This window comes from Streptomyces sp. SKN60 (genome assembly GCF_026236535.1).
GTDB lineage: Bacteria > Actinomycetota > Actinomycetes > Streptomycetales > Streptomycetaceae > Streptomyces.
Genome location: NZ_JAHTMW010000024.1, coordinates 32,749 through 54,904 on the forward strand (window position 1 = coordinate 32,749; position 22,156 = coordinate 54,904).

Genomic DNA, 22,156 nt, shown 5'->3' on the forward strand with positions numbered 1-22,156 from the left:
GGCTTGACGAGGCCGAGGGGTTCGGTGGACGAGGTGGACGCGGCGGACGTGGTCGGGGTGGACCCGGCGGACGTGGGGGACCCGGTGGGCGTGTCCACCGGTCAGCCCTTGTACGCCTTGGCCGCGTCGGCCTCGAGCCGGGCCTGGGTCCCCGCCACGTCCTTCGGGTTCTTCAGGAAGTCCTGGAGCGCCTTCCACTCGCCCTTGCCGGGCGTGCCGCCGAAGGACTGCGGCATCTGGTCCGACATGTCGAAGCGGAAGGAGTCGCCCGAGCCGATCAGCGCCTTCGCGATGGTCCGCTGCACCTCGTTCGGATACGCGGCCGGGTCCAGCGCCTTGTTGGGGGACAGGAAGCCGCCCTCGGCCGCCCAGATCCGCGCCGCGTCGGGCGAGGCGAGGAAGGTGAGCAGTGCCTGCGCGCCCTTGGTGTCCTTCAGGGCCACCGCCGCGTCGCCGCCGGTCACCACGGGCGCGGAGCCGTCGCCGACGGCCGGGAACGGGAACACCTTCGCGTCCGTACCGATCTTGGCGCCGGTCTCGGCGATGTTCACGGCCGAGAAGTCGCCCTCGAAGACCATGGCGGCCTTGGCCTGGTCACCGCCCGTGAAGGTCTGCGTCACGGACACCGGGAACTCGGTCTGCAGCGCGCCGTTGGTGCCGCCCGCGATGAGGCCCGGCTTGCCGAACAGCTCGGCGAGGGTGGTCAGCGCCTGGGCGACCGACGGGTCGGTCCACTTGAGCTGGTGCTTCGCGAGCCGGTCGTACTTCTCCGGCCCGGCCTGGGAGAGATAGACGTTCTCGAACCAGTCGGTGAGCGTCCAGCCGTCCGCGCCGCCGACCGAGACGGGCGTGACGCCCGAGGCGGAGATCGTCTCGGCGGTCGCGAGGAAGTCCTTCCATGTCTTCGGCGTAGCTGCGCCCGCGTTCTCGAAGGTGGCGGTGTTGTACCAGACCAGGGACTTGTTGGCCGCCTTGAAGTACACCCCGTACGAGGTGCCGTCGACGGCGCCGAGGTCCTGCCAGCCCTTCGAGTAGTTCGCCGTCAGCTGGGCCTTCGCCTCCGGCCCGAGCGGCTTCAGCCACTTCTGCGCGGCGGCCTGCTGGATCGCGCCGACCTGCGGCAGCATCGCCACGTCGGGCGGCGAGCCGCCGGCGATCTTCGTCCCGAGGAAGTTCACGATCGGGTCCTGGGCGGGCACGAAGGTGACGGTCGCGCCGGTGCGCTTCTCGAACTCCTTCAGGACCTTGGTGAAGTTCGCCTGTTCGGGGCCGGTCCAGACGGCGGCGACCTCGATCTTCTCCCCCTTGAGGGAGGGCAGCGCGACCCCGGGCGCGCTGGTCTTCGGCGCGGGCTTTTCCGGGCCGCCGTCGCCGTCACCACCGCCTCCGCAGCCGGCCGCCGCGAGCACGGCGACCGCCGCCAGCACACCGAGTCGAAGAGTTCTGCCGTTACGCATCCGAGCCCCGCCTCTCCCGCGTCTTCCGGTCCCGTGCCCTCAGGTCTACGCGCGGCGCCGGAGGCCCGCAAGGCCGCCTTCGGGGTGGGGCGGGGGATCGTGATCGGCTCGTGACGTGCCGTCAAGTGCGGTACGGGGGTGGGCTGGAGGGGTGGTGGAGGCGGGCTTGAGGGGCGGTGGAGCGGGCGGGGGCTCAGGCCGGGGCCGGGGACACCAGCGGGGGTATCGGGGTCGCGTCCACCGAGCGGGCCGCGCGGTCGAGGGCGCTGGCGAGGAGGGCCAGGTCGGTGGGGCCGTTGCCGAGTTCGCGGACCGGGCGGCGGGTCGGCGGGTCGCCCATGCGGTCCCATTCCAGGGGGACGACCGTGGGGCGCAGGGTGGCCGTGCGGGGGATGCGGCCGGTGACCCGGCCGGTCTGGAACGGGGTCACTCGGCCGTCCGGGTGGCCGAGCCGGCCGCGTCCCGGCCGGGGCTCGTCCGGGCCGGGGGCCGCGGGCGGCGGGTCCAGGACGATCCGGAGCCGCGCGCCGTGCGCCAGCTCGGTGTCGGCCGTGCGGTCCGGGCGGGCCGAGGCCGCGATCAGGTGCACCCCGAGCCGCGCCCCGTTGCGCGCGACCGCCTCCAGGGCCCGCACCACGGACCCGGCCGCCGGCCGGCCCGGCGCACCGAGCGCGGGGGCGACCAGGGCGTCGAAGTCGTCCACGAGGACCACCAGCCGCGGCAGCGCACCCGCCCCCTCGGCGGCGGGTCCGCTGCGCACCGGGTCGGTGCGGCTGCTCGCCGTGTCCCCGAGCAGGCTGTCGGTGGTGAGCCGCAGCGTGCGGCTGCTGGGCCGGTCGCCGAGCAGGTCGGCGCCGGGCGGGGGCGTGCGGTCGCCGGTGCCCGTACGGGGGAGGCGGCCGCTCGGGCGGTCGCCGAGGAGGTCCGCTCCCGGCGGCGGTGTGCGGTACGCGGTGGTGTCGGCCTGCTGGTCGTACACCTCGCGGCCCGCCGTGCGGTGGCTGCGGGTGCTGGGAACGTCGCCGATGGCGCCGTCGGCGGCGGTGCGCAGGGTGCGCCCGCTGGGCCGGTCGCCCACGAGGTCGGCGCCCGAACGGGCGTCGGGGACGCGGGCGGTGGCCCGGCCGCCGGCCGGCGGGACGGACTCGGCCGGGCTCGGGGAGCGCTGGCCGATCAGCCGGGCCGAGCGGCGGTCCGCGAAGTGGGCGTCGCCGAGGAGTTCTGCGCGGCGCTTCAGTTCGGCGCCTAGCGCCTGGGCGAACTCCCGCATCCGCACCGGGTCGGAGGCCACCAGGTGCTCGGTGACGTGCGGCAGCTCCGTACAGGCCGCGAGGCCCTCGCCGCGCTCGCCGCCCGCGCCGTCGACGAGGAGCAGGCCGAGGCGGTCGGGGCGGGCCCCGGCGGCGAGGGAGGCGGCGACGGCGCGCAGGAGTTCGGTGCGGCCGCTGCCCGCCGGGCCCTCGACGAGGAGGTGCGGGCCCTCCTGGGTGAGGTCGACGGCGACCGGGCCGCGCGGGCCGGCGCCCAGGACGGCGGTGCCGTCGGCGGCGGAGGCCCAGCGGGCCATCAGGGAGGCGGGCGTGGCCCGGGCGAGGCCGAGCTCGTCGAGCAGCCGGGCCGACAGGGGCAGGGCGGCGGCCGCCCGGCCCGTACCGGCGCCCGCGCCCGTCTCCGTACGCAAAGGGGCGAGGGCGCGGCCGAAACGCTCGGCCCAGGCCACCGACACCGCGTCGACGACACCGACCGTGCCGTGCCCCGCGGCCCGCCCGCCCGCCGTGCGCAGCAGCCGCAGCGCGGTCGCCACGTCGCCGCTGAGCAGGGCGGCCGCCCCGCACTCGCGGAAGGCGAGGGACGCGGCGCAGGCCGTCTCGTAGGTGGCGGCGACCGGGGAGGCGGGGGAGGCGGCGGGCGCCTCGGCCAGGCAGAGCAGATGGATGCCGGCGGCGGGACCGGCCCCGGCGAGCCGCGCCGCGGTCTCGCGGAGCGCGGCGGAGCCCGGGTCGCCGTCGACGATCACGACGGTCTCGGGGCCCTCGTGGCGCGCGGCGGCCTCCGCCACGGCGGCCCGGTCGGCGCTGGGCCAGCCGGGGCCGAGCGGCCCGTCGTCGAGCCGCCGGGTGAGCTCGGTGAACCGGGCGTGGGCCTGGTCGCGGTCGTACGCGAGCAGCAGCCGGCAGTCCTGGCCGTGCGCCGGGCGGGTGTGCGGCAGCCAGCCGAGCCAGGCCCAGTCCCGGCGCCGCTCCTCCAGGGGACGGTTGCGGTCGGCGCTGACCAGGACGATCTCCAGGTCGGCGGGGGAGTGCAGGGCGGCCAGCTGGGCCACCACGGAACGGGCCAGGCCGCCGAGCCGGGGCGCCGGCCCGGCGAGGCCGAGCGAGCCCGCCTCGCGCAGCCCGACGGTGACGGGCACGCCGGACAGGTCGGTGCGGTCGGTGGTGCCGAGCCGGACCACCAGGGCCTCGGGGTGGCCGGGGCCCCGCTCCCACAGGCGCGGGCCGGGGCCGAGCGCGGTGAGCAGGACCGCGGCGGGATCGGGCCAGCTGTCGGGGGCGGGCAGGGCGGCGCCTCCGCCGCCGGGCGCGGCGCCGGGGCGGGCGCCGGCGGCGAAGGCCGGCACCGGGGCCACGCCGTACTCGCCGTCCCGGTCCTCGTCCCGGCCGCCCGCGAGCCGCCGGGCCCAGGCACCGAGGCCGCGGCGGCGGGTCTGCCGGGTCCTGCTGTGGGACTCGGCCTCGCCGGCGGAGTCGGAGTCGGAGTCGGCGGGCTCCGCCACGCGCGCGTGGGCGGGGGGACAGTCGCCCCGGCCGTGGTCTTCGTCCTCCACGCGTGCGTACGGCACGGGGCCCGCGCCCGGCGGCGCCTCGCCCGGCTCCGCCGTACCGCCCGGGTCCTCCGGGGCGCGCAGGGCGACCCGCAGATGGCCCTCGCCGTCGGGGGCGGTCGGCAGCCGGACCTCGTCCGCGCCGGAGTCGGCGCCGGGGCTCGCGTCGGCGCCCGCGCCCCCGCCCGTACGCGTACCTGCACTCGTGCCCGTACCGCCGGATCCGCCGGAGGACAGGCGCAGGGCGGACTCGCCGACCCGGAGGGTGCCGCCGGGCGGGAAGCGGACGGGCCGGGGGCCGACCGGGGTGCCGTCGAGGGTCGTGCCGTTGGTGGAGCCCTGGTCGGTGACCGTGACCCGGCCGTCGGGGCCGACCGTCACGGTGCAGTGGACCCGCGAGACATCCGGGTCGTCGAGCGGAACGTCCGCGTCCACAGAACGGCCGATTCTGATCGCTCCGCCGTTCGCCCCGCCGTGCAGCAGATGCACCCCGCCGGCGTCCGGGCCCGCCACCACGTGCAGCCGGGCCGGGGCGCCCTCGCCCATGACCTCGGCCATGACCTCGTCCGGGCCGGGCACCTGGAGGGAGAGCACCGCCCCGTCGACCAGTGGCGGCTCGCCCAGCAGACAGCGGCGGGTGTCGAGGCGCTTCTCGCCCGCGTACAGCACGGTGGTGCCGGAGGAGGAGGTGTCGGGGCCGGAGACGGCCGCGGCGAGCGAGGAGGCCACGGCGGCCAGCTCGGTCCCCGCGGGCGCGGTGACGAGCACGTCGCAGGCGCGCCCAGCGCCGTGGCCGGCGTGCGGCGCGAGGACGGTCAGCCGGATCTGCATCGCCGTCAGCGGTCCCTTCTGCGCGGCGCGCCCGGCAGGGGACAGGACCGCTGGCTCCCCCCACCCGGCGCGGACGCGTCGTCCGGTACAGGTCGGCACGGGGCCGGGGCTCCCGACCCCGACACGACGTGCTGTACGCATCCTCGCACCTGCCACTGACAACCCGCCCCCGGGTCGCCTCCAAGTGATCTTGTTCGGTCGCCGATGGACGCTATTTCGCCTGGTTGCGTATGGCTCGCAGCACTTACGGCAACCCCGGCCGCGCTCTCGGCGTCTTCTCTTCGGACGGGTTTCGGACGCGCCTCAGGTGCGTTTCGGACATGTACGGCACCGGTGCGGCACCGGGGGCGGCCGGGGAATCGGCCGTCCTGCGGACGGTCGATGACACGTTCGGCGGCACCGGACAGGCCCTAAAGTGGGTCGGACACCCGGACGGGTCACAGAACACACAGGGACTCCGGGGACACTTCGACGGACCACCCCAGGACCACGATCAGCAGGGAGCGCGTGACGTGCGGCCTATCGGCAGCAAGTACCTGCTCGAGGAGCCGCTCGGCCGCGGCGCCACGGGCACCGTCTGGCGAGCCCGCCAGCGTGAGGCGGCCGGCGCCGAGGCGGCGGTGGCGGGGCAGCCCGGCGAGACCGTCGCGATCAAGGTCCTCAAGGAGGAGCTGGCCAACGACGCGGACATCGTGATGCGCTTCCTGCGCGAGCGGTCCGTGCTGCTGCGGCTCACCCACCCCAACATCGTGCGCACCCGCGACCTGGTCGTGGAGGGCGATGTCCTCGCCCTCGTCATGGACCTCGTCGAGGGCCCCGACCTGCACCGCTACATCCGTGAGAACGGCCCGCTCACCCCGGTCGCCGCCGCGCTGCTCACCGCGCAGATCGCCGACGCGCTCGCCGCCAGCCACGCCGACGGCGTCGTGCACCGCGACCTCAAGCCCGCCAACGTGCTGCTCGCCGAGCAGGACGGCGGCATGCACCCGATGCTCACCGACTTCGGCATCGCTCGGCTCGCCGACTCCCCGGGCCTGACCCGCACCCACGAGTTCGTCGGCACGCCCGCGTACGTCGCCCCGGAGTCCGCCGAGGGCCGTCCGCAGACCTCCGCCGTCGACATCTACGGCGCCGGAATCCTGCTGTACGAGCTGGTCACCGGCCGTCCGCCGTTCGCCGGCGGCACCGCCCTGGAGGTGCTGCACCGGCACCTCAGCGAGGAGCCGCGCCGCCCGTCCACCGTGCCCGGTCCGCTGTGGACGGTGATAGAGCGCTGCCTCAGCAAGGACCCGGCGGGCCGCCCCAGCGCCGAGAACCTGGCCCGCGGTCTGCGTACGGTCGCCGCCGGCATCGGCGTGCACTCCACCCCGGCCCAGATCGAGGCGGCCGACGGCGTCGGCGCGCTGCTCGCCCCCGACCCGGCGCCCGCGCCGGTCCCGGAGACCCCGGGGACGGGCGCGGGCGTGGACCCGGCCGGTGCCACCCAGGTGCTGCCGACCGGTTCGGCCGCCCCTGCGGGCGCCGGTGCCTACGACCCGGCCGCGCCGACCAGCGTGCTGCCGACCAGCGGCCCGGCCGGCGCCGCCGACCCGACCGCGGTCATGCCCCCCGTACCGCAGGACCCGCCCGGCCCGCGGCCGGAGGACCCGCACCCCTGGCAGACCCAGCTCGGCGCGCTCCGCGACCGCAACGAGCAGACCCAGGTGCAGTACCTCGACCCGAGCGAGGACCCGCTGCGGCGGCGCCCGCAGCGCCGGGCCCAGCCGCAGCAGCCCCCGCAGGGGCAGGGGCAGCCGCAGGGGTACGGGCAGCAGGCGCCGCTGGGGGCACCTCCCGGGCCGCAAGGCCCAGGGGGCCCGTATCAGCAGCCCCGGCCGCCGCAGGGCTACCCGCAGCCCCAGCAGGCGCCGCGCCCGCAGCCGTACGCACCGCAGCCCCCGCGCCAGCAGTACGCGCCCCAGCCGCAGCAGCAGTACGCTCCGCCGCAGCCGCCTCCGCAGGCCCCGGCGCCCGCGCCCGTACCGCGGGAGCCGCGTCCGCCGCGGCAGCGCAGCGCGAACCCCATGCGCATCCCGGGTCTCGGCTGCCTCAAGGGCTGTCTGTTCACGATCGTGCTCTTCGTGGTCGCGGGCTGGCTCATCTGGGAGCTCACCCCGCTCCAGGACTGGATCGCCTCGGGCAAGGGCTACTGGGAGACGATCGGCGACGCCATCAGCTCCTTCACCGACTGGGTCTCCTCGCTCGGCGACAGCGCGAGCGGCACCGGAGGCAGCGGTGCTACCGGCGGTAGCGGGCAGTAGGAGGGCCCCGGCGGACGGTCGGGGTATCGATTTGTCGACTTCCGAGGGGTGATTTCCCCTCGGAAGTGCCGGTCGACGCCCTCGGACGCGTAACTTTGACGCGAACCGCAGCCGCTGAGGGAGCAGTCTTGGCACGGAATATCGGCAGCCGCTACACGGCCCACCAGATCCTCGGGCGGGGCAGCGCCGGCACGGTGTGGCTCGGCGAGGGCCCCGAGGGCCCCGTCGCCATCAAGCTGCTGCGCGAGGACCTCGCCTCCGACCAGGAACTCGTCGGCCGTTTCGTCCAGGAGCGCACCGCGCTGCTCGGGCTCGACCACCCGCACGTCGTCTCCGTCCGCGACCTCGTCGTCGACGGCAACGACCTCGCGCTCGTCATGGACCTGGTCCGCGGCACCGATCTGCGCACCCGCCTCGACCGCGAGCGCCGGCTCGCCCCCGAGGCCGCCGTCGCGATCATCGCCGACGTCGCCGACGGTCTCGCCGCCGCCCACAAGGCGGGTGTCGTGCACCGCGACGTCAAGCCCGAGAACATCCTGCTCGACATGGAGGGCCCGCTCGGCCCCGGCGGCGCGCACCCCGCCCTCCTCACCGACTTCGGCGTCGCCAAGCTCATCGACACCCCCGGCCGCACCAAGGCCACCCGGATCATCGGCACCCCCGACTACCTCGCCCCCGAGATCGTCGAGGGCCTGCCGCCGCGCGCCGCCGTCGACATCTACGCCCTCGCGACGGTGCTGTACGAGCTGCTCGCCGGGTTCACCCCGTTCGGCGGCGGCCACCCCGGCGCCGTCCTGCGCCGCCACGTCACCGAGACCGTCGTCCCGCTCCCCGGCATCCCCGAGGAGCTGTGGCAGCTGCTCGTCCAGTGCCTGGCCAAGGCCCCCGCCTCCCGGCTGCGCGCCTCCGAGCTCGGCAGCCGGCTGCGGGACGTGCTGCCGATGCTCAAGGGCATCCCGCCGCTCGACGTCGACGAGCCGGACGCGGACCCGGCGACGGAGCCGGAGGACGAGCCGTACGCCACCAACGGCGGCACGGGCGGCACCGGCGAACCGGCCCCGCGCCGCGCCGCCGTCCCCCTGGTGCCGGGCGCCTCGACCGACTCCAACCGCGACACCCACACCTCCATGCGGGTCCCCGGCCCCGACGAACTCTCCGGCGGCCCCCTCGGCACCGCCCGCGCCCCCCGCTCGGCGAGCGCCCGCCGCCCCGGCTCGGCCCGCCACAAGGCGGACGCGGTCCGCAAGCGCCGTATCACCCTCACCGTCGCCGCCGTCGTCATCGCCGGCGCGCTCGGCGCCGGCGGCTACGTCGCGGCCACGGCCGGCGACGACGCCCCACCGCAGGACTCGAAGCAGTCGCAGCAGCCGTAGGAGGCGCCTCGAAGGGCCTCGCGGGGCCTGACGGCCGAAGAGGAGTCCGGGTCGGGGCGCGGAGCCGTTACGCTGGACGCGTGGCAGTCGTCGATGTATCCGAAGAGCTGAAGTCCCTCTCCTCGACCATGGGGTCGATCGAGGCCGTCCTGGACCTCGAGAAGATGAGGGCAGACATCGCCGTGCTCGAAGAGCAGGCCGCGGCCCCGTCCCTGTGGGACGACCCGGAGGCGGCGCAGAAGATCACGAGCCGGCTCTCGCGCCTCCAGGCCGAGGTCCGCAAGACCGAGGCGCTGCGCGGCCGCATCGACGACCTCGCGGTCCTCTTCGAGCTGGCCGAGGAGATGGACGACCCGGACACCCGGGTCGAGGCCGAGACCGAGCTCGTGTCGGTCCGCAAGGCCCTCGACGAGATGGAGGTCCGCACCCTCCTCTCCGGCGAGTACGACGAGCGCGAGGCGCTGGTCAACATCCGCGCCGAGGCCGGCGGCGTCGACGCCTCCGACTTCGCCGAGCGCCTCCAGCGCATGTACCTGCGCTGGGCCGAGCGCCACGGCTACGGCACGGAGATCTACGAGACCTCGTACGCGGAAGAGGCCGGCATCAAGTCGACCACCTTCGTGGTCAAGGCCCCCTACGCCTACGGCACCCTCTCCGTCGAGCAGGGCACGCACCGCCTGGTGCGCATCTCGCCCTTCGACAACCAGGGCCGCCGCCAGACCTCCTTCGCCGGCGTCGAGGTCCTCCCGGTCGTCGAGCAGTCCGACCACGTCGAGATCGACGACTCGGACCTGCGCATCGACGTCTACCGCGCTTCGGGCCCCGGCGGCCAGGGCGTCAACACCACCGACTCGGCGGTGCGCATCACGCACATCCCGACCGGCATCGTGGTCTCCTGCCAGAACGAGCGCTCCCAGATCCAGAACAAGGCGAGCGCGATGAACGTCCTCCAGGCCAAGCTCCTGGAGCGCCAGCGCCAGGAGGAGCGCGCCAAGATGGACGCCCTCAAGGGCGACGGCGGCAGCTCCTGGGGCAACCAGATGCGTTCGTACGTGCTGCACCCCTACCAGATGGTCAAGGACCTCCGCACCGAGTTCGAGGTCGGCAACCCGCAGTCCGTCCTGGACGGCGAGATCGACGGCTTCCTGGAGGCGGGCATCCGCTGGCGCAAGCAGCAGGAGCAGACCGCGTAACCCTGACGCTCCGACAGGACCGACCGACGGCCCCTGGCCCCCTCACCGAGGCGGGCCGGGGGCCGTCGGCGTACCCGGCGGAGCGTGTCCATGATTCGCGGGCGCAAGCGGTGCTTTGATGTTCCTGACGCTTTGTCGACATGGGAACTGCTCTGGTGGGGCCGGGAGTTCCGGGTTTACGTCACAGTTGCATCGTCGCATGGCGGGCAGAAGTGGATCTTTCGGGCATCGCACGCGCAACGACCTTGACGTGTCTCCGGAAACTCGGAAGGGTGGCAAGCGGCATGCGTGAATCTGGGGCGCGTGTGAACGGGGGCAGGTCCAGTGTTCTGTGACGTCCCCGGTGTCCGGTGGCCCCGAGCGCAGCTCTACAGACGATTTGAGCTACTGGGGGTAGCAGCCAGATGACCAAGAAGACGCGGATCCGCGTCGCGCGGATCGCCGCCGGTGCCGTCATCGCGGCCGGTGCGTCGCTCACCGTCGCGGGTGCCGCTCAGGCCGTGGGCGGCGTCGGCGCCGACATCACGGTGACGGACGAGAGCGTGGACGTCGGCCTCGGCCTCAATGAGGACGACACCAACGGCGGTACCACCAACGAGGGCAACACCAACGAGGGCAACACCTCCGTCGGCAGCATCGAGGGTGCCTCGACGGGCACGTCCTCGGGTACCTCGACCGGTACCTCGACCGGTACCTCGACGGGTACGTCGACGGGTCAGGAGGGCGGTACCTCGACGGGTACGTCCACCGGCACCTCGACCGGTACCTCGACGGGTACGTCGACGGGTCAGGAGGGCGGCACCTCGACCGGTACGTCCACCGGCACCTCGACGGGTACCTCGACCGGCACGTCCACGGGCACGTCCACCGGTACCTCGACGGGTACGTCCACGGGTACCTCGACCGGTACCTCGACGGGTCAGGAGGGCGGTACCTCCACGGGTACGTCCACCGGCACGTCGACGGGCACGTCGACGGGCACCTCGACCGGTACGTCCACCGGCACCTCGTCCGGCACGGGCAACAACGGTGGCACGGGCAACAACGGTGGCACCGGTAACAACGGCGGCACCGGCGACAACGGTGGCTCCGGCGACAACGGCGGGTCCGCCACCACCGGTGGGTCCTCCACCGACGGCGGTGCCGGGACCTGCACCGTGGACCTGGACGGCGCCGAGTGCGTCGACAACAACCCGGGCACCAACAACGCCGGCTCGCAGCCCGTCGAGCAGGGCAAGGCCAAGGAGGAGCTGGCCGAGACCGGCGCCGCCGAGACCTCGTTCCTGATCATCGGGGCCGCCACCATGATCGCGGGCGGCATCGGCTTCCGCTTCCTGCCGCGCCTCGTGACCGGCGGTCGTACCGCCGCCTGATCCGACTGACGGCGTAGGGCACGTACAGAAGGGCCGGAGGTGCTTTCCAGCACCTCCGGCCCTTCCGGTATGCGTCGTGGCCTCCGCAGAGGCTCCTGCGGGCTCCTACACCCCCCGCACCGCCACCAGCAGCGTCATCGCCGCCACCAGTGCGATCACCAGGGTCAGCAGCATCGCCGGGGTCAGACCCGTCGGCTGCGGCAGTCGCTCGCGGTTCGCGCGGCAGACGGGGCAGCGGCCCTCCGCGACGGGGGCCGCGCAGTTGGCGCACACCAGCCGGTCATAGGTCATGCGCTCTCCTCCTCCCGCACACAGGTCCTCGCACAAGGATCCTTATCAGGACAACGCCCGGCACGATCCGTGCGTTCCCTTTACCACTGTGCCAGCTCCGGAGCTTTTCGGCGCGCCCCATGAGCACGCGGGCGCAAGGACGAAAAGGATAAAGCACACAAGCGAGGACCGCGACTGCGCGGGCCTTCCCGGTTCGCGTATGGTCACGCACACCTACTCCCGGCCGACCGTGGTGCATCCGTGATCCGATTCGACAACGTCTCCAAGTCCTATCCGAAGCAGAACCGCCCCGCGCTCCGGGATGTCTCCCTGGAGATCGAGAAGGGGGAGTTCGTCTTCCTCGTCGGTTCCTCCGGCTCCGGAAAGTCGACCTTTCTGCGGCTGATCCTCCGCGAGGAGCGCGCCAGCCAAGGTCAGGTGCACGTCCTGGGCAAGGACCTCGCCCGGCTGTCCAACTGGAAGGTGCCGCACATGCGCCGCCAGCTCGGGACGGTCTTCCAGGACTTCCGGCTGCTGCCCAACAAGACCGTCGCCGAGAACGTGGCCTTCGCCCAGGAGGTCATCGGCAAGCCGCGCGGCGAGATCCGCAAGGCGGTGCCGCAGGTGCTCGACCTGGTCGGCCTCGGCGGCAAGGAGGACCGGATGCCGGGCGAGCTGTCCGGCGGTGAGCAGCAGCGCGTCGCCATCGCCCGGGCCTTCGTCAACCGCCCGATGCTGCTGATCGCGGACGAGCCCACCGGCAACCTCGACCCGCAGACCTCGGTCGGCATCATGAAGCTGCTCGACCGCATCAACAGGACAGGGACCACCGTCGTCATGGCGACCCACGACCAGAACATCGTCGACCAGATGCGCAAGCGCGTCATCGAGCTCGAAAAGGGCCGCCTCGTCCGCGACCAGGCGCGCGGCGTCTACGGCTACCAGCACTGAGCGGACAGGGAGAAGTCACACCATGCGCGCTCAGTTCGTGCTGTCGGAGATCGGGGTCGGTCTCCGTCGCAATCTGACGATGACCTTCGCCGTCATCGTGTCCGTGGCCCTGTCGCTGGCCCTGTTCGGCGGGGCGCTGCTCATGCGCGAGCAGGTCAGCACGATGAAGGACTACTGGTACGACAAGGTCAACGTCTCCATCTTCCTCTGCAACAAGAGTGACGGGTCCACCTCGCCCAAGTGCACCAAGGGCGCCGTCACCAAGCAGCAGGCCGACCAGATCGAGGCCGATCTGAAGAAGATGGACATCGTCGAGTCGGTCCACCGCGAGTCCGCCGACGAGGCCTTCAAGCACTACAAGGAGCAGTACGGCGACACGGCCATCGCGTCCGTCGTCACTCCGGACCAGATGCAGCAGTCCTTCCGGGTCAAGCTGAAGGACCCGGAGAAGTACAAGGTGGTCGCGACCGCCTTCGCCGGCCGGGACGGCGTCGAGTCCGTCCAGGACCAGCGGAACATCCTGCAGAACCTGTTCGACCTGATGAACGGCATGAACATCGCCGCACTCGGCGTGATGTTCCTGATGCTGATCATCGCGCTGATGCTGATCGTGAACACGGTCCGCGTGTCCGCCTTCAGCCGGCGCCGCGAGACCGGCATCATGCGGCTGGTCGGCGCGACCAACTTCTACATCCAGATGCCGTTCATCATGGAGGCCGCCTTCGCCGGTCTGCTCGGCGGCGCGGTCGCCTGCGTCATGCTGATGGTCGGCCGGTACTTCCTGATCGACCACGGCATCGCGCTCGCCGACAAGATGCAGCTGGTGAACTTCATCGGCTGGGACGCGGTCCTGGCCAAGCTGCCGCTGGTGCTCGCGATCGGCCTGCTGATGCCGGCCGTCGCCGCGTTCATCGCGTTGCGCAAGTACCTGAAGGTGTGACAGTTCACTCGCACTGCGTGCATGGCGTCGTACGGCCAACCTCCGTACGGCGCCATGCGCTTGTCCTAGAGTGGGCGCCATGCGTGCCGGTGCCGGCCCCGAGTTCTGTCGTAGGCCCCGCGGAGTTCTCCGTGGGGCCGCTTTGACGTTGGTCTTCACCGGGGTGCTCGGCACCGCCGCCGCCACCGGCTCGCTGCCCCGCGAGGAGCGGCGGCACGAGCCGGCCCCGGCGGCCGCCACCGCCGCGGACCGGTCCACGGTCGACCGCGCCGCGCTCGCCCGGGCCGCCGCCGAGGCCATGGCCGACGGCAAGTCCGGCAAGAAGGCCGCCGAGGAGTTCGTCAGCCGCAGCGGCGACCGCTGGGGCGCGGTGTACGACAAGCGGGAGTACGCCGAGTTCGAGCAGGCCCTCGACGGCTCCTACACCGGCGTCGGCCTGTCCGCCCGCCGCACCGGGCGCGACCGGGTGGAGATCAGCCGGGTGCAGCCCGGTGGCCCGGCCGAGCGCGCCGGGCTCCGCCCCGGCGACCGGCTCACCGCCGTGGACGGGCGCCCGGTCGACGGCCTCTCGGTCTCCGAGATCGTCTCCCTGCTGCGCGGCGACGGCGTCCCCGGCTCCACCGTCGGACTCGGCGTCGAGCGCGGCCGGGCCGTCTGGACCGAGCCCCTGCACCGGGCCCTGCTCGCCGTCGACCCGGTCGCCGTCCGCCGGCTCGGCGACGGCACGGTGCTGATCCGGGTGGCCGCCTTCACCAAGGGAACGGGCGAGGAGGTACGGCGGGCCGTGCGCTCCGCACCGGCCGGCGCCGGCGTCCTGCTCGACCTGCGCGGCAACTCCGGCGGCCTGCTCACCGAGGCCCGGGCCGCCGCCTCCGCCTTCCTCGACGGCGGCCTCGTCGCCACGTACGACATCGACGGGCAGCAGCACGCGGTGTACGCGGAGGGCGGCGGCGACACCGCACGGCCCCTGGTCGCGCTGATCGACGGCGGCACCATGAGCGCGGCCGAGCTGCTGACCGGCGCCCTGAAGGACCGCGGCCGGGCGGTCACCGTGGGCTCGCCCACCTTCGGCAAGGGCTCGGTCCAGATGCCCAGCACCCTGCCCGACGGCTCGGTCGCCGAGGTCACCGTCGGCCACTACCGCACCCCCGCCGGTCACGCGGTGGACGGCCGGGGCATCACCCCGGACGTCGCCGGGGGCGACCGGCCCGAGGAGCGGGCCCGCACGGTATTGAGTGGCCTCGGAGGGGGCTCGTAGTGCGAAAATGGCCGCACTATGGCAAAGGGACTCGTCAACGTGCAGGGCAAGCCTGCGAAGAAGAAGGCCCAGGACAAGGGGCCGGAGCGCAAGCTCATCGCGCAGAACAAGAAGGCGCGCCACGACTACCTCATCCTCGACACCTACGAGTGCGGCCTCGTGCTCATGGGCACCGAGGTGAAGTCGCTGCGCATGGGCCGGGCGTCGCTGGTCGACGGCTTCGTCCAGATCGACGGCGGGGAGGCCTGGCTGCACAACATCCACGTGCCCGAGTACTCCCAGGGCAGCTGGACCAACCACTCGGCGAAGCGGAAGCGGAAGCTGCTGCTGCACCGGGAGGAGATCGACAAGCTGGAGCAGAAGTCCTCCGAGACGGGTCACACGATCGTGCCCCTCGCGCTGTACTTCCTGAACGGCCGGGTGAAGTGCGAGATCGCGCTGGCCAAGGGCAAGAAGGAGTACGACAAGCGGCAGACGCTGCGTGAGCAGCAGGACACGCGCGAGACGGCGCGGGCCATCGCGGCGGCGAAGCGGCGCCAGCGCGCCCAGGAGCGTTAATCTGCTGGCAACGGTGCCCGCAGGTCACGTACCATGGGCCCTGCACCCCACAGAGGGCGCAACCTTTGAAAAATCAACATGGGGATGATCGGTTTCGACAGCGGATGTCGAAGCAGGGGAAGCGTGTCGAGGAAGCGGCAATGATCTCGTAAACCACGCGCCGAAACCAATAATCGCCAACACCAAGCGCGATTCCTTCGCCCTCGCTGCCTAAGTAGCGACTTGCGAAGTGTCAGCCCGGGGCTGTTCCCGACCCGGATCCTGGCATCAGCTAGGGGACTAAACCTTGATCCCGGTCACGGGGTGAAGAGGGAAATCAAACAGTGACTGAGCCCGTTCCGGACTTGTCTGGGTGATCCGGAGGGCCGAGAAACTCGTACCAGACTGCACACGGAGAAGCCCTGGTTCCGCACCGTTGGACGCGGGTTCGATTCCCGCCATCTCCACTCATCCCATGTGGGCGAAGGCCCGGTGGTCACCCAGGTGGCCGCCGGGCCTTCGTCATGTCCGCCATCTTGATGTCCGCCCTCTTGTCGACTTGGTCTGGACCTGACACTCTTCCGGTCGCCGCCCCCCACGCCACGGCATCCCCGGAGGTACGTATGCGCCACAAGGGACTCCTCGCGGTCCTGCCCATGCTCCTCACCCTCCTCGTCCCCGCCGCCCCGGCCGCCGCCGCGCCCGCGCCGGTCCAGGTCTACGGCGCCTGGCACTGCGGTGACGACTACTGCACCTGGTCCCGGGTCCGAGACGTCGCCGAGTTCGACGCCAAGAACCACTGGCTGGTCGACCGCGGCGACGGGCGCCCCTCGGTCAACGTGGTCGTGCTCAGCTTCGTCGACCCGCTGGAACTGCTGCACGGCACCACCGACGCCACCACCGCCAACGGTGTGCCCGTCGGCATGAACCGCGAGATCGTCCAGTACTTCACCTCGCGCGGGATCCGCGTGATGCTCTCCATCGGCGGCATCACCTACACCGACGCGTGGGACGCGGCCCTCGCCGAGGACCCGGCCGGGCTCGGCCGCGCCGCGGCGGCCGTCGCCGCAGACCTCGGCGTCGGCATCGAGATCGACTACGAGCAGAACACCGGCCCGAACCTCGCCGGGCTCCAGTCCTTCATCGACGCCTACCGGTCCGTCCACCCCTACGACGCCACCGGCACGAACCCGGCCGCCCGGCTCACCCTCGACACCGCGGCCGGCGACCGCTGGCTGATCGACATCAACCGCAAGGCCACCGCCGACTGGCTGCGCACCGACACCCCGGTGCTCGACTACGCCAACGCGATGGTCACCGCCCGCCCCACCTCGGCGAGCTCCCACATCGCCAACTGGCAGGAGCACCTCGACGGCAAGTCGCAGTACTCCCCGCCGGTCCCCCCGCTCGCCCCGGCCAAGCTCACCGCGGGCCTCTACATCGCGTACGGCCGCAGCCCGCTGCCCGAGTGCACCGACTACGCGAACTCCCTCCAGAAGGCCACGGGCGACTGGACCCGGAACGCGGCCCCCAACGGCGCCGGAACCACGTCCGGCCTGCTCGGCTACATGTTCTGGGCGGCGGAGAAGCCCTCCACCCGCGGCCTCGGCACCCAGGAGCCGGACGGCTGCGCGGGCGGGGTGGGCGCGGGGGCCACGGCCTTCGGCGTCCAGGTCCCGATGGGGCCGCTGCGGCAGAGCTGATCAGGACGGGTTCAGCGCGTGTGCGCGGCGGCTCCGGCCGGTCGTCGCGCACAGCAGCAGGGCCAGGGCCGCCGCCAGCGGCGGGGCGAGGTAGCCGTACAGCGGGGTCGGGGCGTGGTCGGCGAGGTGGCCGCCGATGGCCGAGCCGGTGGCGATGCCGGCGAGGAGGGCGGTCACCGCGAGGGTCATGCCCTCGTTGAGGCGGCCCGGTGGGGTGAGGCGCTGGACCAGGCCCATGCCGGTGACCATGGTCGGGGCGGTGGCCGCGCCCGCGAGCAGGAGCGCGCCCGCGAGGGCGAGGAGCGAGCCGGTGCGGGCGGCCAGGAGGGGGAGGGTCATCAGCAGGGTCATCGCCGCGAGGCAGGCCGCGAGCGGGGCCGAGCGGCGGGCCCGGCCGTGGACCAGGCCGGCCGCGCAGGAGCCGGCCGCCTGGAGGGCGAGGACCGGGCCGGCGGCCGGGCCGTCCACGTACGCGAGGGTGACCACCTCCATCGAGCCGAAGACCGCACCGGTCGCCAGGAAGACCGCGAGCAGCCCCGGCATGCCGGGCGCGCGCAGCGGGGAGCCGCCGGAGGTGCGCGGCGCGGCCGGCGGTTCGGTCGTGCGCTGGGCCGCGAAGAGCAGCACCCCGGCGAGGAAGAACGCGGAGCCGACGAGCGCGCCCGCCTCCGGGAAGAGCGCCGAGCAGAGGAACGCGGCAAGCACCGGCCCCAGCATGAAGCCCAGCTCGTCGGCGGCCTGCTCGAAGGAGTTGGCGGTGTGCAGGGCGCCCGGGTCGCCCTTCAGGAGGTGCGCCCAGCGGGCCCGGGCCATGCCGCCGACGTTCGGCGCGGTGGCGCCGAGCACGGCGGCCGCGAACAGCGTCCAGACCGGCGCCCGGCCGTGCGCGCACAGCAGCAGGACCAGCTGGCCCAGGACCGCCCAGACGGTGGCCGGGACCGCGACCCGGGCCTGCCCGTGCCGGTCGACCAGCCGGGCGATCCAGGGCGCGGTGACTGCGCCCGCGGCCAGTCCGGCCGCGCTGACCGCGCCGGCCAGGGCGTAGGAGTCGTACGCCCCGGAGACCAGCAGGATGGTGCTGACGCCGAACATGCCCGAAGGCAGCCGGGCGAGCAGATTGCCGGCGGTGAACGCGCGGGTGCCGGGGAGCGCGAACAGGCGCAGATACGGGTTGCGGGGGAGCGGGCGGCGCGGGCGTGGTGCTGCGGGCGCCCGGTACGCGGGGGCCGGGGCGGGGCCGGCGGGGGTCAGGATCAACGGGCGGGACGGGTCTGGCTGGTACGGCATGGCTCCAGGCTCCGTTGGCATGCCCCTGCCGGTCCAACACCTATCCGGTGGCGATTCACGCACCGCTGTTGTTAAAAAGGGCGCGTGGCCACCCCGAACGACCTCGACCCCCGCCTCCTGCGCGCCTTCGTCGCCGTCGCCGAGGAACTGCACTTCACCCGCGCCGCCGGCCGGCTCTTCATCGCCCAGCAGGCCCTCAGCCGGGACGTCCGCCGGCTCGAACGCGCCCTGGGCACCGAGCTGTTCCTGCGCACCACCCGGCAGGTGGTGCTCACCCCGGACGGCGAGCGGCTGCTGCCGTACGCCCGCCGGGTGCTCGCCGCGCACGACGAGCTCGCCGAGGCCTTCCGCGCCGAGCCCCGCCCCCTCCTGGTCGACCTCAACAGCGCTGGCCTCTGCCACGAGCGGGTGCTCCACCGGGCCCGCGAACTCGCCCCGGAGCTCGAGCTGATGGCCCGCTACGAGAGCGGACTCACCGGCGCCGCGCGGGACATCCTCGCCGGGCGCCTCGACGCCTCCTTCGGGCGGTACGGCGGGCTCGCGCCCGGACTGCGGGCCGGCCTGGAGGCGCAGCTCGTCCGGTACGAGCCGATGGCCGTGCTGCTCCCCGAGGGCGACCCGCTCGCCGGGCTGCCCCGGGTCCCGCTGGACGCGCTCGCGGGCCGCTCCGTCTACGCGGGCGCCGGCAACGACCGTACGCCCGAGTGGACCGACCTCGCCGCCCGGCTCTTCGCCGGCCGGGGCATCCGGGTCGCGGCGCCCGCGCCGCTCGTCGTCGGCAAGGAGGAGTTCCGCCGGGTGATGGCCAAGGCGCCGACCCCGGTGCTCGCCGTGGTCGACTTTCCGCCGATGCCGGGCAGCGTGCTGCGGCCGCTGACCGACCCCGTACCGCTGTCACCGGTGAGTCTGGTGTGGCGCAAGGGGCTGCGGCACCCCGGTCTGGACGTGCTGCGGCGGGCCGCCGCCGAGCTCGCCGCCCAGGAGGGCTGGCTGGCCCGTCCGCCCGGCTCCTGGCTGCCGGAGGGCGAGGAACCCGGCATTCCGTAAGCGATCCCGTGACGCCGGGGCGGCCCGGCGCGCCGGGGGCGCTCACAGCGGCACCGCGCTCCGGGTGAGAGCAAGGTTCCGTGCCCGTCACCGTCCACCGCCGCCGTACGAAACGCGCCGTTCCTAGCGTCACCCGCAACAGTCGGACAGCGCGGAGGTGCGGGATGAGCGGCCGGTGGATCGAACGCTGGGAGCCGGAGGACGAGACCTTCTGGCAGGAGACGGGCGAGAAGATCGCGAAGCGGAACCTCCTCTGGTCCGTGATCTCCGAGCACATCGGCTTCTCCATCTGGACCATGTGGTCGGTCATGGTCCTCTTCATGGGACCGCAGTACGGCGTGGACGCCGCCGGGAAGTTCTTCCTGATCGGCACCGCCACCCTCGTCGGCTCGCTCATCCGCGTCCCGTACACCTTCGCCGTCGCCCGCTTCGGCGGCCGGAACTGGACGGTGTTCAGCGCCCTGCTGCTTCTGCTGCCGACCGGCTTCGCGTACGCGGTGATGGAGCCCGGCACCTCGTACGGCACGTTCGTGCTCGTCGCCGCGCTCACCGGCGTCGGCGGCGGCAACTTCGCCTCCTCCATGACCAACATCAACGCCTTCTTCCCGCTGCGGAAGAAGGGCTGGGCGCTCGGCCTCAACGCGGGCGGCGGCAACATCGGCGTCCCCGTCGTCCAGCTCGTCGGCCTGCTCGTCATCGGCACCGCGGGGGCGATGCACCCGCGGCTCGTCCTCGGCGTCTACGTCCCGCTCATCGTGCTCGCCGCCCTCGGCGCCGCGCTCTTCATGGACAACCTCGCCCCGGTGAAGAACGACACCGGCGCCGCCAAGGAGGCCGTGAAGGCCGGCCACACCTGGATCATGGCCTTCCTCTACATCGGCACCTTCGGCTCCTTCATCGGCTACAGCTTCGCCTTCGGGCTCGTGCTGCAGACCCAGTTCGGACGCACCCCGCTCCAGGCCGCCTCGCTCACCTTCATCGGCCCGCTGCTCGGCTCCCTCATCCGCCCGGTCGGCGGCGCGCTCGCCGACCGGTACGGCGGCGCCCGCATCACCCTGGGGACCTTCGCCGCGATGGCCGTCGCCACCGGCGTCGTCATCTACGCCTCGGTCGCCGCGTCCCTGACCGTCTTCCTGGTCGGCTTCGTCGCCCTCTTCGTCCTCACCGGCCTCGGCAACGGCTCCACGTACAAGATGATCCCGGCGATCTTCCTCACCCAGGGGCACCGCAAGGGGCTCACCGGCGAGGCCGCAGAGGCGTACGGGCGGCGCATCTCCGGCGCCTCCATGGGCCTCATCGGCGCCGTCGGCGCGCTCGGCGGCCTCGGCATCAACCTCGCCTTCCGCCAGTCCTTCCAGACCGTCGGCACCGGCACCGGGGCCTTCGTCGCCTTCCTCGCCTTCTACGCCGCGTGCATGCTCGTGACCTGGGCCGTATACCTTCGCCGGCCGGCCGCCGTGGCCCCCGTCCCGGACACCGCCGAGGGCGCCGAGGGCACCGAGTCGCGGCGCGCGCCCGCCGAGGTATGAGCGCGAGGGATGAGTCACAGTGGTCCCTGAGGGCCGTAACGACCAGGAAATACGCGTGAACCGAGACGGACATCCTTCCCCGGCAGTGTCGGCGGACATGGACGAGCAAGAGCAGGCGCAGCAAGGGCCCCTGGCGGGGTTCACCGTCGGCGTCACGGCGGCGCGGCGCGCGGACGAACTGATCGCGCTGCTGCGCCGGCGCGGCGCGGGCGTCGTGCACGGCCCCGCGCTGCGGATCGTGCCCCTCGCCGACGACACCGAGCTGCTCGCCGCCACCAAGGACCTCATCGACCACGCCCCGGACGTCGTCGTCGCCACCACGGCGATCGGCTTCCGCGGCTGGGTCGAGGCGGCCGACGGCTGGGGCTTCGGCGAGGCGCTGCTCGACCGGCTGCGCGGGGTCGAACTCCTCGCCCGCGGCCCCAAGGTGAAGGGCGCGGTGCGCGCGGCCGGGCTCACCGAGTCCTGGTCGCCGTCCTCCGAGTCGATGGCCGAGGTCCTCGACCGGCTGCTCGGCGAGGGCGTCGCCGGGCGCCGGATCGCCCTCCAGCTGCACGGGGAGCCGCTGCCCGGCTTCGTGGAGGCGCTGACCGAGGGCGGGGCCGAGGTCGTGCCCGTACCCGTCTACCGCTGGATGCCGCCGGAGGACCTCGGTCCGCTCGACCGGCTGCTCGACGCGACCGTGGCCCGCGCCCTGGACGCGCTGACCTTCACCAGCGCCCCGGCCGCCGCCTCGCTGCTCGACCGGGCGCGCCAACGCGGCCTGGCCGAGGAGCTGGTGACGGCCCTTCGGCACGACGTCCTCGCGGTGTGCGTGGGCCCGGTCACGGCCCTGCCGCTGCAGGCCCACGGCATCGACACCCACCAGCCCGAACGCTTCCGGCTCGGCCCGCTGGTCCAGCTCCTCTGCCGCGAACTGCCCGCCCGCGCCCGGGTCCTGCCGGTCGCCGGCCACCGCGTCGAGATCCGCGGCCACGCCGTCCTCGTGGACGGCGAGCTGCGCCCGGTGCCGCCGGCCGGCATGGCCCTCCTGGGCCTGCTCGCCCGCCGCCCCGGCTGGGTCGTCGGCCGCCCCGACCTGCTGCGCGCGCTGCCCGGCGCGGGCCGCGACGAGCACGCCGTGGAGACGGCGATGGCCCGGCTGCGGGCCGCCCTCGGCACGCCGAAGCTGATCCAGACGGTGGTGAAGCGGGGGTACCGGCTCGCGCTCGACCCGGCGGCGGACACGAAGTACGGGGACGAGTCCTCCGGCTAGTGGCCACGGGTCCCCGACGAGTGGTTACGGT

The 22,156-nt window shown here is 73.5% G+C and carries 16 protein-coding genes and 1 other RNA gene; 13 read left to right on the forward strand and 4 right to left on the reverse strand.

All coding sequences use genetic code 11. From position 1 onward, the window contains the following. Positions 1-101 precede the first annotated feature (101 nt). Both KV205_RS30700 and KV205_RS30705 read right to left on the reverse strand, forming a co-directional pair. The gene (locus KV205_RS30700) at positions 102-1,457 is read right to left on the reverse strand and encodes an extracellular solute-binding protein (protein WP_265868046.1); all 1,356 of its coding nucleotides are present in this window, start codon (positions 1,455-1,457) and stop codon (positions 102-104) included. Positions 1,458-1,650: 193 nt separating this feature from the next. Next, entirely contained in the window at positions 1,651-5,109 is a 3,459-nt protein-coding gene (locus KV205_RS30705) for an FtsK/SpoIIIE domain-containing protein (protein WP_265868047.1), read from the reverse strand. Between the two features lie 512 nt (positions 5,110-5,621). On the opposite strand from KV205_RS30705, the gene KV205_RS30710 reads away from it, so the two are divergent. The 4 genes from KV205_RS30710 (at position 5,622) to KV205_RS30725 (ending at position 11,348) form a co-directional block, all read left to right on the forward strand. Continuing rightward, the gene (locus KV205_RS30710) at positions 5,622-7,409 is read left to right on the forward strand and encodes a serine/threonine-protein kinase (RefSeq protein WP_265868048.1); all 1,788 of its coding nucleotides are present in this window, start codon (positions 5,622-5,624) and stop codon (positions 7,407-7,409) included. A gap of 128 nt (positions 7,410-7,537) precedes the next feature. After that, positions 7,538-8,782, forward strand: coding sequence for a serine/threonine-protein kinase (locus tag KV205_RS30715; protein ID WP_265868050.1), 1,245 nt, complete (start codon positions 7,538-7,540; stop codon positions 8,780-8,782). A gap of 80 nt (positions 8,783-8,862) precedes the next feature. Beyond that, positions 8,863-9,975, forward strand: coding sequence for a peptide chain release factor 2 (gene prfB, locus KV205_RS30720; RefSeq protein WP_265868052.1), 1,113 nt, complete (start codon positions 8,863-8,865; stop codon positions 9,973-9,975). A 404-nt stretch (positions 9,976-10,379) separates the two neighbouring features. After that, complete coding sequence (locus KV205_RS30725) at positions 10,380-11,348, forward strand: hypothetical protein (protein ID WP_265868053.1); 969 nt, start codon at positions 10,380-10,382, stop codon at positions 11,346-11,348. A gap of 105 nt (positions 11,349-11,453) precedes the next feature. On the opposite strand, the gene KV205_RS30730 is transcribed toward KV205_RS30725, so the two are convergent. Then, positions 11,454-11,639: a hypothetical protein gene (locus KV205_RS30730; RefSeq protein ID WP_265868055.1), complete on the reverse strand. Its 186-nt coding sequence runs from the start codon at positions 11,637-11,639 to the stop codon at positions 11,454-11,456. Between the two features lie 240 nt (positions 11,640-11,879). On the opposite strand from KV205_RS30730, the gene ftsE reads away from it, so the two are divergent. The 6 genes from ftsE to KV205_RS30760 all read left to right on the forward strand — a co-directional run bounded on the left by ftsE (position 11,880) and on the right by KV205_RS30760 (position 17,007). Beyond that, a complete protein-coding gene (gene ftsE, locus KV205_RS30735; RefSeq protein WP_128983761.1) occupies positions 11,880-12,569 on the forward strand; it encodes a cell division ATP-binding protein FtsE in 690 nt (229 codons plus the stop codon). A 22-nt stretch (positions 12,570-12,591) separates the two neighbouring features. Further along, positions 12,592-13,509 carry a permease-like cell division protein FtsX gene (gene ftsX / locus KV205_RS30740; RefSeq protein WP_265868057.1) on the forward strand — a complete coding sequence of 306 codons (918 nt, stop codon included), beginning with the start codon at positions 12,592-12,594 and terminating at the stop codon, positions 13,507-13,509. Positions 13,510-13,588: 79 nt separating this feature from the next. Further along, positions 13,589-14,767 (forward strand): S41 family peptidase, encoded by a 1,179-nt coding sequence (locus KV205_RS30745; RefSeq protein ID WP_265868059.1) that lies wholly within the window; start codon positions 13,589-13,591, stop codon positions 14,765-14,767. A gap of 18 nt (positions 14,768-14,785) precedes the next feature. Beyond that, complete coding sequence (gene smpB / locus KV205_RS30750; protein ID WP_265868061.1) at positions 14,786-15,325, forward strand: SsrA-binding protein SmpB; 540 nt, start codon at positions 14,786-14,788, stop codon at positions 15,323-15,325. A gap of 80 nt (positions 15,326-15,405) precedes the next feature. After that, positions 15,406-15,774, forward strand: a transfer-messenger RNA (tmRNA) gene (gene ssrA / locus KV205_RS30755). Between the two features lie 153 nt (positions 15,775-15,927). Then, a complete protein-coding gene (locus KV205_RS30760; protein ID WP_265868063.1) occupies positions 15,928-17,007 on the forward strand; it encodes a hypothetical protein in 1,080 nt (359 codons plus the stop codon). On the opposite strand, the gene KV205_RS30765 is transcribed toward KV205_RS30760, so the two are convergent. Further along, entirely contained in the window at positions 17,008-18,294 is a 1,287-nt protein-coding gene (locus KV205_RS30765) for an MFS transporter (protein WP_265868064.1), read from the reverse strand. It lies immediately after the preceding gene. An 84-nt stretch (positions 18,295-18,378) separates the two neighbouring features. Between KV205_RS30765 and KV205_RS30770 the strand changes: the two genes are divergently transcribed. The 3 genes from KV205_RS30770 (at position 18,379) to KV205_RS30780 (ending at position 22,125) form a co-directional block, all read left to right on the forward strand. Beyond that, on the forward strand, positions 18,379-19,341 hold the full coding sequence (locus KV205_RS30770; RefSeq protein ID WP_265868066.1) for a LysR family transcriptional regulator: 963 nt from the start codon (positions 18,379-18,381) through the stop codon (positions 19,339-19,341). Between the two features lie 164 nt (positions 19,342-19,505). Beyond that, the gene (locus tag KV205_RS30775) at positions 19,506-20,870 is read left to right on the forward strand and encodes a NarK/NasA family nitrate transporter (protein ID WP_265868067.1); all 1,365 of its coding nucleotides are present in this window, start codon (positions 19,506-19,508) and stop codon (positions 20,868-20,870) included. Between the two features lie 97 nt (positions 20,871-20,967). Beyond that, the gene (locus KV205_RS30780) at positions 20,968-22,125 is read left to right on the forward strand and encodes a uroporphyrinogen-III synthase (protein ID WP_265868068.1); all 1,158 of its coding nucleotides are present in this window, start codon (positions 20,968-20,970) and stop codon (positions 22,123-22,125) included. The last annotated feature ends 31 nt before the right edge of the window (positions 22,126-22,156 follow it).

What these genes read in the sequence shown, in the direction of transcription:
- KV205_RS30700 (WP_265868046.1), bottom strand. Translation starts at nt 1,457, where the DNA reads ATGCGTAACGGCAGAACTCTTCGACTCGGTGTGCTGGCGGCGGTCGCC.
- KV205_RS30705 (WP_265868047.1), bottom strand. Translation starts at nt 5,109, where the DNA reads ATGCAGATCCGGCTGACCGTCCTCGCGCCGCACGCCGGCCACGGCGCT.
- KV205_RS30725 (WP_265868053.1), top strand. Translation starts at nt 10,380, where the DNA reads ATGACCAAGAAGACGCGGATCCGCGTCGCGCGGATCGCCGCCGGTGCC.
- KV205_RS30730 (WP_265868055.1), bottom strand. Translation starts at nt 11,639, where the DNA reads ATGACCTATGACCGGCTGGTGTGCGCCAACTGCGCGGCCCCCGTCGCG.
- ftsX (WP_265868057.1), top strand. Translation starts at nt 12,592, where the DNA reads ATGCGCGCTCAGTTCGTGCTGTCGGAGATCGGGGTCGGTCTCCGTCGC.
- KV205_RS30745 (WP_265868059.1), top strand. Translation starts at nt 13,589, where the DNA reads ATGCGTGCCGGTGCCGGCCCCGAGTTCTGTCGTAGGCCCCGCGGAGTT.
- smpB (WP_265868061.1), top strand. Translation starts at nt 14,786, where the DNA reads ATGGCAAAGGGACTCGTCAACGTGCAGGGCAAGCCTGCGAAGAAGAAG.
- KV205_RS30760 (WP_265868063.1), top strand. Translation starts at nt 15,928, where the DNA reads ATGCGCCACAAGGGACTCCTCGCGGTCCTGCCCATGCTCCTCACCCTC.
- KV205_RS30765 (WP_265868064.1), bottom strand. Translation starts at nt 18,294, where the DNA reads ATGCCGTACCAGCCAGACCCGTCCCGCCCGTTGATCCTGACCCCCGCC.
- KV205_RS30775 (WP_265868067.1), top strand. Translation starts at nt 19,506, where the DNA reads ATGAGCGGCCGGTGGATCGAACGCTGGGAGCCGGAGGACGAGACCTTC.
- KV205_RS30780 (WP_265868068.1), top strand. Translation starts at nt 20,968, where the DNA reads ATGGACGAGCAAGAGCAGGCGCAGCAAGGGCCCCTGGCGGGGTTCACC.